This window comes from Guyparkeria sp. SB14A (assembly GCF_005096345.1).
GTDB classification, from domain to species: Bacteria; Pseudomonadota; Gammaproteobacteria; order Halothiobacillales; family Halothiobacillaceae; genus Guyparkeria; species Guyparkeria hydrothermalis.
The window spans coordinates 156,729-166,349 of the sequence record NZ_SWAW01000003.1 but is presented as its reverse complement, the minus strand read 5'-3'; the positions used below and the strand labels follow the sequence as shown (position 1 = coordinate 166,349).

General features: G+C 67.1%; 9 protein-coding genes. All 9 read right to left on the bottom strand.

Translation table 11 applies throughout. The features are described 5' to 3' along the window. On the bottom strand, positions 1 to 596 hold a 596-nt coding region (gene pyrF, locus FAZ79_RS02580; RefSeq protein WP_211238779.1), incomplete at its 3' end, for an orotidine-5'-phosphate decarboxylase. A gap of 2 nt (positions 597 to 598) precedes the next feature. Next, positions 599 to 895: an integration host factor subunit beta gene (locus FAZ79_RS02575; protein WP_136866342.1), complete on the bottom strand. Its 297-nt coding sequence runs from the start codon at positions 893 to 895 to the stop codon at positions 599 to 601. A 220-nt stretch (positions 896 to 1,115) separates the two neighbouring features. After that, a complete protein-coding gene (rpsA, locus tag FAZ79_RS02570) occupies positions 1,116 to 2,789 on the bottom strand; it encodes a 30S ribosomal protein S1 (RefSeq protein WP_136866341.1) in 1,674 nt (557 codons plus the stop codon). Positions 2,790 to 2,951: 162 nt separating this feature from the next. Further along, on the bottom strand, positions 2,952 to 3,620 hold the full coding sequence (cmk, locus tag FAZ79_RS02565; RefSeq protein WP_136866340.1) for a (d)CMP kinase: 669 nt from the start codon (positions 3,618 to 3,620) through the stop codon (positions 2,952 to 2,954). 184 nt (positions 3,621 to 3,804) lie between these two features. Beyond that, entirely contained in the window at positions 3,805 to 5,160 is a 1,356-nt protein-coding gene (gene aroA / locus FAZ79_RS02560; RefSeq protein WP_136866339.1) for a 3-phosphoshikimate 1-carboxyvinyltransferase, read from the bottom strand. 42 nt (positions 5,161 to 5,202) lie between these two features. After that, a complete protein-coding gene (locus tag FAZ79_RS02555) occupies positions 5,203 to 6,108 on the bottom strand; it encodes a prephenate dehydrogenase/arogenate dehydrogenase family protein (protein WP_136866358.1) in 906 nt (301 codons plus the stop codon). Beyond that, positions 6,108 to 7,280, bottom strand: a complete 1,173-nt coding sequence (gene hisC, locus FAZ79_RS02550; RefSeq protein WP_211238778.1) for a histidinol-phosphate transaminase — start codon at positions 7,278 to 7,280, stop codon at positions 6,108 to 6,110. Before hisC ends, FAZ79_RS02555 begins: the two co-directional genes overlap by 1 nt. Continuing rightward, the gene (pheA, locus tag FAZ79_RS02545) at positions 7,280 to 8,425 is read right to left on the bottom strand and encodes a prephenate dehydratase (protein WP_136866338.1); all 1,146 of its coding nucleotides are present in this window, start codon (positions 8,423 to 8,425) and stop codon (positions 7,280 to 7,282) included. The genes hisC and pheA overlap by 1 nt, the downstream gene beginning before the upstream one ends. Before the next feature lie 15 nt (positions 8,426 to 8,440). Continuing rightward, positions 8,441 to 9,604, bottom strand: a complete 1,164-nt coding sequence (locus FAZ79_RS02540) for a 3-phosphoglycerate dehydrogenase family protein (protein ID WP_136866337.1) — start codon at positions 9,602 to 9,604, stop codon at positions 8,441 to 8,443. Positions 9,605 to 9,621 lie beyond the last annotated feature (17 nt).

Here is a 9,621-nt window from a genome sequence, read left to right as displayed (position 1 = left end):
GTGACCACCCGCCGCTGATCGTCGCGGGCGCTGCCCGCCGGTCGTACCCCGGGGGTGACGACCAGGCCGGACTCGCCCGGGAACAGCGACCGCATCGCGGCCGCTTCGCGGGCCGAACAGACCACGCCGTCCAGCCCCGTGTCGGCGGTCAGCCGGGCGAGCCGCCCGACCTGGGCCTCGGCGCCATCGCTCACGCCTATCTCGGCGAGATCGGCATCCTCCATCGAGGTCAGCACCGTCACCGCGATCAGGGCCGGGGCATCCGCGCCCGGGACGATCGCCTCACGCGCCGCCTCGAGCATCCGTCGTCCGCCGCTGGCGTGGACGTTGACCAGCGCCACGTCCAGATCGGCCGCGGCCCGGCAGGCCTGGGCCACCGTGTTGGGGATGTCGTGGAACTTGAGATCGAGGAACACCGGGAACCCGCGCTCGCGGGCCCATTCGACCGCGCGTGGGCCCAGTGCGGTAAACGCCTCCTTGCCGATCTTGATCCCGCAGAGCGACGGGTCCAGCGCGGCCAGCAGATCACGGACGCGCGACTCGTCGGCGGCATCCAGCGCGACGTAGATCCGTGGCTGGGAGCGGTGGCCGGCCACGCTCAGTCCTCCTGCTTCACGGCCGCGTTGACCCGCTCGCGCAGTTCCTTGCCCGGCTTGAAGTGAGGCACGTACTTCGCCCCCAGCGAGACGGTCTCGCCGGTCTTGGGGTTGCGGCCCAGGCGCGGGCGACGGTAGTTGAGCGAGAAGCTGCCGAAACCGCGAATCTCGATCCGGTCACCGCCGCTCAACGCGTCCATCATTTCGTCGAGCATCAGGCGTACCGAGGTCTCGATATCGCGCATGGGCAGGTACTGCTGGCGATCGGCCAGCCGTTCGATCAGTTCCGACTTGGTCATCGGTCACTCTCCGGTTGCCGCCCCGCGGGGCGCACAGCTGAAATGAGGTGGCAATCGCCGCCCGGGGGCGACGCTTGCCGGGAATTCACGGGGTTGCCCCTTCCGATCCACGAGGGCCGATGCTCGGCCTTGGTGCGGCCAGCGGCAGGGGGATGGTCGGGGCTACCCATAAAAAACGCCATCACGAAGGATGGCGTTTTCCGGGATCAAAGGATCCGGATTACTCGGACTTGCCGAGCTGTTCCTTGAGCAGGTCGCCCAGGGTCGGCGACGAGGTGCTCGGCGCCTTGTTCAGCTCTTCCATCGCCTCGGCTTCCTCGGCGTGGTCCTTGGCGCGGATCGACAGGCTGATCATGCGGTTCTTGCGATCGATACCCATGAACTTGGCCTCGACTTCCTCGCCTTCCTTCAGGACGGTACGGGCGTCGTCGATGCGCTCACGAGCGATGTCGGAGGCACGGATGTAGCCTTCGATGCCTTCGGCCAGCTCGACCACGGCACCGCGGGCGTCGACTTCACGCAGCGTGCCCTTGACGATGCTGCCCTTCGGGTTGTCGGCCGCCCAGTTGGACAGCGGATCGTCCTCGAGCTGCTTGAGGCCCAGGGAGATGCGCTCGCGCTCCGGGTCGATGGCGATGACGACCGCCTCGAGTTCCTCGCCCTTCTTGAACTGGCGAACGGCTTCTTCGCCCGGCTCGCTCCAGGACAGGTCGGAGAGGTGCACCAGACCGTCGATGCCGCCGTCCAGGCCGATGAAGATGCCGAAGTCGGTGATCGACTTGATCTGGCCGACAACCTTGTCGCCCTTGGTGTGCGATGCAGCAAAGGCATCCCACGGGTTCGGCTGGCACTGCTTCATGCCCAGCGAGATCCGGCGGCGGTCCTCGTCGATGTCGAGGATCATCACCTCGACCTCGTCGCCAACGTTGACCAACTTGCCCGGGTTGACGTTCTTGTTGGTCCAGTCCATCTCGGAGACGTGCACCAGGCCTTCGACGCCATCCTCGATCTCGACGAAGCAGCCGTAATCGGTGATGTTGGTGACCTTGCCGAACAGGCGGGTGGAGGTCGGGTAGCGACGGGAGATGTCGCTCCACGGATCTTCGCCCAGCTGCTTGAGGCCCAGCGAAACGCGGTTGCGCTCGCGGTCAAACTTCAGCACCTTGACGTCGATCTCGTCACCAATGTTGACCATCTCGGACGGATGCTTGACGCGCTTCCACGCCATGTCGGTGATGTGCAGCAGGCCGTCGATGCCGCCGAGGTCCAGGAACGCACCGTAGTCGGTGAGGTTCTTGACGATACCGCGCAGCACCATGCCTTCCTGCAGCTGCTCGAGCAGCGCTTCGCGCTCGGCGCTGTACTCTTCCTCGACAACCGCGCGGCGGGATACGACCACGTTGTTGCGGCGCTGGTCGAGCTTGATGATCTTGAACTCGATGTCCTTGCCTTCGAGGTAGGTGGTGTCCCGGATCGGGCGCACGTCGACCAGCGAGCCCGGCAGGAACGCGCGAACGTCGCCGAGTTCGACGGTGAAACCACCCTTGACCTTCCCGGAAATGCGGCCGGTGACGATCTCGTCGTTGTCGAAAGCCTTCTCCAGCTTCTTCCACGCACGGGCACGCAGGGCCTTTTCACGCGACAGGCGGGTCTCGCCGAAACCGTCTTCGACGGCGTCGAGGGCCACTTCGACCTCTTCGCCGACGCTGATGTTCAGCTCGCCGTTCTCGTCACGGAACTGGTCGGTCGGGATGATCCCTTCCGATTTCAGGCCGGCGTCGACGGTGACGTAATCATCGTTGATGTCCACGACCTTGCCGTAGACGATCGAGCCCGCCTGCATGACGGCATTCTGGAGGCTTTCTTCAAAAAGCTGGGCAAAACTTTCAGACATTAATCCGCATTTCCAAAGGGTTGACGACTGGACGTTCCAAACGCTGTCCGTCGTGGTAAAAAAACACTGGCGTATCCGGTCCCTGGGTTTGCCAGACTGACGGGTTGATGATCGGGCGACATTGCCCGCACAAAAACACGAGTCAACGGCCCCGCCGGGGCGCTACGCGTCCTGATCGGCGAGCCGATCCTGGATGTAGCGCCACAGCGTGGCCTCCACCTCGTCGATCGAAAGATCACTGGAATCAACGACTAGCGCATCCTCGGCCGGCCTAAGCGGCGCGACCGATCGATTGCGATCCCGCTCATCCCGTTGGCGGATCTCCTCGACGAGGGCGGTAAAACTAGCATCGAATCCATTCTCGATCAACTGCTTATAACGGCGATCGGCGCGCACCTCCGCGCTGGCATCGAGAAAGATCTTCGCCGGCGCGTCCGGGAACACCACCGTCCCCATGTCACGGCCGTCGGCGACCAGCCCCGGGGCCTGGGCGAAGTCGCGCTGGCGCTGCAGCAGCGCCTCGCGCACCTCGGGGCGGGCGGCGATCTGCGAGGCGATCGCGCCCGTGGTTTCGGTGCGCAGTTCCCGGCTGACGTTTTCCTCGTTGAGAAAGACGTTGCCCTCCTCGTCGAACCGGCAGGCGAGATGACGGGCGATGTCGATGATCTCCGGGGCCTGCGGCGCCAGGCCGGCCTGCTGGCTGGCCAGGGCCGTCAGACGGTAGAGGGCGCCGGAATCGAGCATGCCGTAGCCCAGCCGCGCGGCGAGTCGACGGGCGATGGTGCCCTTGCCGGACCCGCTGGGGCCGTCGATGGTGATGACGGGGACCATGGGATCTCCTCCAATGTGTTTAGCCCGGATATTCATAAACGAGTACTGAGATTGCGCAGGGACTTGGGTTCACAAGGAAATTTCCGAAGGAGCGTCGTATCGGTGATTACGGCCGACTGAGGAAATATTTCTTTGTGGGATCAAGGATCAAGCAAGATCAGTGCTGGTTTGTGAAATATCCGGGTTAGTGACGCGACAGCTCCAGGCAACCGCCGAGGCGATTGAACAGCTCGGCAAACCCCGGGAACGAGGTCTCGACGAACTGGCAGTCGTGGATGGTGACCTCGCCGCGGGCCTTCAGGCCGGCGACCGCGAAGGCCATCGCGATGCGGTGATCGCCCTGGGCGTAGATGGTCGCCGAGCCAAACGGGGCCGGCTCGCCGCGCCCCTCGATGATCATGCCGTCCTCGGTGGGGGTCGCGTCGATGCCGAGCTTCTGCAGGCCGTCGGCCATCACGGCGATGCGGTCGGATTCCTTGACCCGCAGCTCTTCGGCGCCGGTCAGCACCGTCCGCCCCTTGGCGCAGGCAGCGGCGACGAAGATCACCGGGAACTCGTCGATCGCCAGCGGCACCAGCGCCTCGTCGATCTCGATGCCATGAAGCTCGGCGCTCTTCACGCGCAGATCACCGACCGGCTCGCCGCCCACTTCGCGGCGGTTTTCGATGCGAATGTCCGCGCCCATCGCCTGAAGGATGTCGATCACCCCGGTGCGGGTCGGGTTCAGGCCCACGTGGGTGAGCAGGATGTCCGAATCGGGAACAATGCTACCGGCAACCAGGAAGAACGCCGCCGAGGAGATGTCGGCGGGCACCTCGAGCGCCCGCCCGACCAGCCGGCGCGCCCCGGCATCGGCCTGCTCGATGCAGACCCGCGGTCCATCACGATGCATGCCGACACCCAGTCCCGAGAGCATGCGCTCGGTGTGATCGCGGGTCGGGGCCGGTTCGGTCACGCAGGTGCGCCCCTCGGCGTACAGGCCCGCGAGCAGCACGCAGGATTTCACCTGGGCGCTGGCCATCGGCATGGCGTAGTCGATCGCCTTGAGCGACTGGCCGCCGTGGATCTTAAGCGGAGAACGCCCCTCGGGGCCGGACTCGATCCGCGCCCCCATGGTGGTAAGCGGGTCGATCACCCGCTTCATCGGCCGGCGCGAGAGCGAGGCATCGCCCTCGAGCACCGAATCGAACGCCTGGCCGGCGAGGATGCCCGACATCAGTCGCATCGAGGTACCGGAGTTGCCCACGTACAGCGGTTTCGCCGGCGCCTTGAGACCGTGCAGCCCCACGCCCTCGATGGTCACGCGCCCGTCGACCGGGTCGGTAATGGATACCCCCATCGCCCGGAAGCAACGCAGGGTGTTCAGGCTGTCCTCGCCCTCGAGAAAGCCGCTGACCTCGGTGGTGCCCTCGGCGAGCGAACCGAACATGATCGAGCGATGCGAGATCGACTTGTCGCCGGGCACGCGCGCCTCGCCCTCGAGGGACTGGGCCGCGGTGCTGCGGAACGTCAGGGAAGCAGGGTCATGAGCTGCGGTCATGGCGCGGTCATCCGAGGTTGAACGGGATAGGAATGCGGGGCGTCAGGCGCCACGCGTGTCGGGGCGGCTCGTCAGGTCGGCCTGCGCCGCCGGGTAGAGCGCGTCGCGCACGGCCTTGGCCTCGGCAAAGTAGGACTCGATCGCCTCGCCATCCGCGCTCTCGAGCATGTCGCGCAGGCAATCGAGCTCGGCGCGGTAGTGATCGAGCATCGCGAGGATCTCGTCGCGGTTGTCGAGGCAGATGTCCCGCCACATCACCGGGTCGGAACTCGCGATGCGGGTGAAGTCGCGAAAGCCGCCGGCGGCGTAGCGGAACACCTCGTAGCGCTCGGCCAGGCGGGCGAGCGACGAGACCATGGCGAAGGCCGCGGCGTGCGGCAGGTGCGAGGTGGCCGCGAGCACGTGGTCGTGGTGGGCGACGTCCAGTTGCTCTACCCGGGCACCCACCGCCTGCCACATCGCCTCGATGCGGGCGACGTCCTCGGCACGGTTTTCCGCGATCGGGGTCAGGATCACGCGGTGGCCGCGATAGAGCTCCGCCGTCGCGGCTTCCGGGCCGCTGCGTTCGCGACCGGCGATCGGGTGGCCCGGAACGAACCGGGCCAATTGCGAGGCCGAGAGATGCGCCCTCGCCCGCTCGACCACCGCGCCCTTGACGCTGCCGCCGTCGGTGACCAACGCGTCGTCCGGCAGGCAAGTGGCCAGCTCACCCAGTACCGCGTCCATCGCCTTGACCGGCGTGGCCAGAAAGACGATGTCGGCGCCGGCGACCGCCTCCGAGATCGAGTCGGCCGGTCGGTCGATCAGGCCAAGGCGCTCGGCGGCCAGGCGGGTATCGAGGCGCCGCGAGTAGCCGACCACCTCGCCCACCTCGCCACGCTCGCGCAGGGCCAGCGCCAGCGACCCGCCGATCAGGCCGGTGCCGATCAGGGCCAGGCGGCGGAACATCATGCCGAGCCGTCCTCGTCAGCCAGACGGGCCAGCACCCGCTCGAGCGCCTCGATGGCCCGACGGTTCTGCTCCGCGGTGCCGATGGTGACGCGCAAGGCCTGCGACAACCTGCCCTTGGCCTCCATACCCCCGAGCGGCCGAACGATCACGCCCTCGCGCAGTAGCGCCTCGAATGCGCGTCCGGCGGCGAACGGGGTGATCACGGTGATGAAGTTCGCCCGGCTGGGCACGCTCTGCCAGCCATTGGCTTCGGCCGCGGCGGCCCACTGAGCCAGGCCGGCGCGATTGACCTCGCGGCTCTCCACGATGAACGCGTGATCCTCGAGTGCCGCCTCGGCGGCGCGCAGGGCGAGCGCGTTGACGTTGAAGGGATGACGCACCCGGTCGAGCAGGCTCGCGATCATCGGATCGCTCACCGCGAAACCGACCCGCAGGGCGGCCAGGCCGTAGATCTTGGAGAAGGTGCGCGTGACCACCAGGTTCGGGTAGTGGGCCAACAGCTCCATGCCATCCGGGAACCCCGGGTCGTCGACGTATTCGGTGTAGGCCTCGTCGAGCACCACGATCACGTCCGACGGCACGGCATCGAGCAGGGCACGCAGCTCGGCGGCCTCGACCCAGGTGCCGGTGGGGTTGTTGGGGTTGGCGAGAAACAGCACGCGGGTGTGCTCGTCGACCGCCGCGGCCATCGCCTCAAGATTCGCCCCGAAGGGCATGTCCGGGTCGTCCGCCGGCCGGGCCGGCACCACCTTGGCCTCGGCGCCCGCGGCCTGGGTGGCCAGCGCGTAGACGGCGAAGGCGTGCTCGGAGAACACGGCGTTCACGCCCGGCTCGAGGTAGGCGCGCGCGACCAGTTCGAGCACGTCGTTCGAGCCGTTGCCCAAAGTGACCTGCTCGGAGCGCACGCCGAAGTGCTCGCCGATCGCCCGCTTGAGATGAAACCCGCTGCCATCGGGGTAGACGTGCAGGTCGGCCAGGCCCGCCTGGATCGCCTCGACCGCACGCGGCGAGGCGCCGAGCGGATTCTCGTTGGAGGCCAGCTTGAGCACGTCCGCCACGCCGTACTCCCGGGCGACCTCCTCGGCCGGCTTGCCCGGAACGTACGGGCGGATCGCCGCGACGCAGTCACGCACGCGACCGAACGTCATTGCCGTCTCGCTCGAGTCCATCACTCGCCTCCCGGCTGGCTGATCACCGGCACCGGATAGGAGCCCAGCACCCGCAGCTGGCCGCAGTGCGGTCGCAACTGCTCGAGTGCGGCGGCCACCGCCGGATCATCGCGATGCCCGGCGATGTCGATGAAGAACACGTAGTCCCAGACCCGGTCGCGCGCCGGGCGCGACTCGATGCGCAGCACGTCGATGCCTGCCTCCGAGAGCGGCAGCAGCAGGCGCGTCAACGCCCCGGGCTCGTTGGTCACCGACAGCAACAGCGCCGTCTTGTCGTTGCCCGAGACGGCCACCGGCTCGCGGCCGAGCACGGCGAAACGCGTGGTGTTCTGGACGTTGTCCTGGATATTCGCGGCACGCACCACCAACCCGTGCCGCTCGGCGGCGAACGCCGGCCCGATGGCGAAGACCTCGGGGTCCGACGCCGCCTGCTGGGCGGCCGCACTGTTGCTGGCCACCGCTATGCGCTCGATGCCCGGGAAATGCGCATCGAGCCATTCGCGGCACTGGGCCAGCGACTGGGCATGCGAGACGATCACGCGCGGCGTGCTGCCGGCATCGGGGTGCGCCATCAACTGCTGGTCGATGCGCAGCGCCACTTCACCGCAGAGCAGCAGATCGCTGCCGGCGAGCGAGTCGAGCGTAAGCGAGACACTGCCCTCGGTGGAGTTCTCCAGCGGCACCACGCCGTAATCGACGCTGCCGGCGGCAACCGCACGGAAGACCTCGGGGATGCCCGGCTCGAACTGCAGCCGGCCCCCGTGGCCGAAGGCCGCCACCGCCGCCAGCTCGGAGAACGTGCCCGACGGCCCCAGGGTGGCGATCGACAGCGGCCGCTCGTGGGCCAGGCAGGCCGACATGATCTCGCGGAACAGCCAGGCAACGGTGTCGTCGTCCAGCGGCCCGGGGTTGAGTTCGCGGATGCGCGAGAGCACCTGCGCCTCGCGCTCCGGCCGGTAGAAAGACTGCCCCGGCTCGTGGGCGGGATCGCGTTCCTTGATGAACGCGACCTGCTCGGCCAGGCGCGCACGCTGGCTGAGCAGGTCGAGAATCTGCCGATCGATCGAGTCGATCAGCACCCGCACCTCGTCCAGGCTTTCGGGCAGTGCCGCGTTCACCGCGGCGTTGGCGTCAGTGCCGCCCATGGGCCCGAACGATGATCAGAGCAGGCGCAGGCGCAGGACGCCGTCGATCGCCGCGAGCTCGTCGCGGGTCTCGGCCGGCACGTCACGGTCCACGTCCAGCAGCGTGTAGGCCACCTTGTCACGCGACTCGTTGACCAGGTGCTCGATGTTGACGCCGGCCTTGCCGAGGATGTGCGAGATCTGGCCGACCATGTCCGGGCGGTTGAGGTTGGCGATCGCGATGCGCTGCACACCGGAACGGGCCATCTGCACGTGCGGCATGTTGACCGAGTTCTTGATGTTGCCGTTCTCGATGTAGTCGCGCACCTGGTCGGCGACCATGATCGCGCAGTTGTCCTCGGCCTCGTCGGTGGACGCGCCCAGGTGCGGCAGCGTCAGGCACTTCGGGTGGTTCTTGGTCAGGTTGGTCGGGAAGTCGCAGACGTAGGACAGCGCCTTGCCGTTGTCCAGCGCGTCGACCATGTCCTGCTCGTTGACGATGCCGTCGCGGGCGAAGTTCAGGACCACGACGTTGTCCTTCATGAACGCCAGGCGCTCGGCGTTGATCAGGTCCTTGGTCTGCTCCATCAGCGGCACGTGCAGAGAGACGAAGTCGGCCTTGGCCAGCACTTCGTCAACGCTGCCCGCCTGGTGGACGTCCGGGGAGAGTTCCCAGGCACGCTCGACGCTGATGCCCGGGTCAAAACCAATCACGCGCATGCCCAGCGCCTTGGCCGAGTTGGCCACGCGCACGCCGATCGCGCCCAGGCCGATGATGCCCAGGGTGCGTCCCGGCAGCTCGAAGCCCTTGAAGTTCTTCTTGCCGGCCTCGGTCGCCTTGTGGATTTCCTCATCGGAACCCTCGAGGTTGCGGGCGAAGTCCCAGGCCGGGCCGATGTTGCGGATCGACATCAGCATGCCGGCGATGACCAGCTCCTTGACCGCGTTGGCGTTCGCGCCCGGGGCGTTGAAGACCACCACGCCCTGCTCGGTCATGCGGTCGACCGGGACGTTGTTCACGCCGGCGCCGGCGCGACCGATCGCCAGCAGCGATTCCGGCAGGTCCATGTCGTGCATCTTGGCCGAGCGGACCAGGATGGCGTCGGCGTCATTGAGCTCGGCACCGATGTCGTACTTGTCGGTCGGCAGGCGCTCGAGGCCCTTGTTGGAGATGGCGTTGAGGGTGTGAATCTTGTACATGACGGATTCCTTGAAAA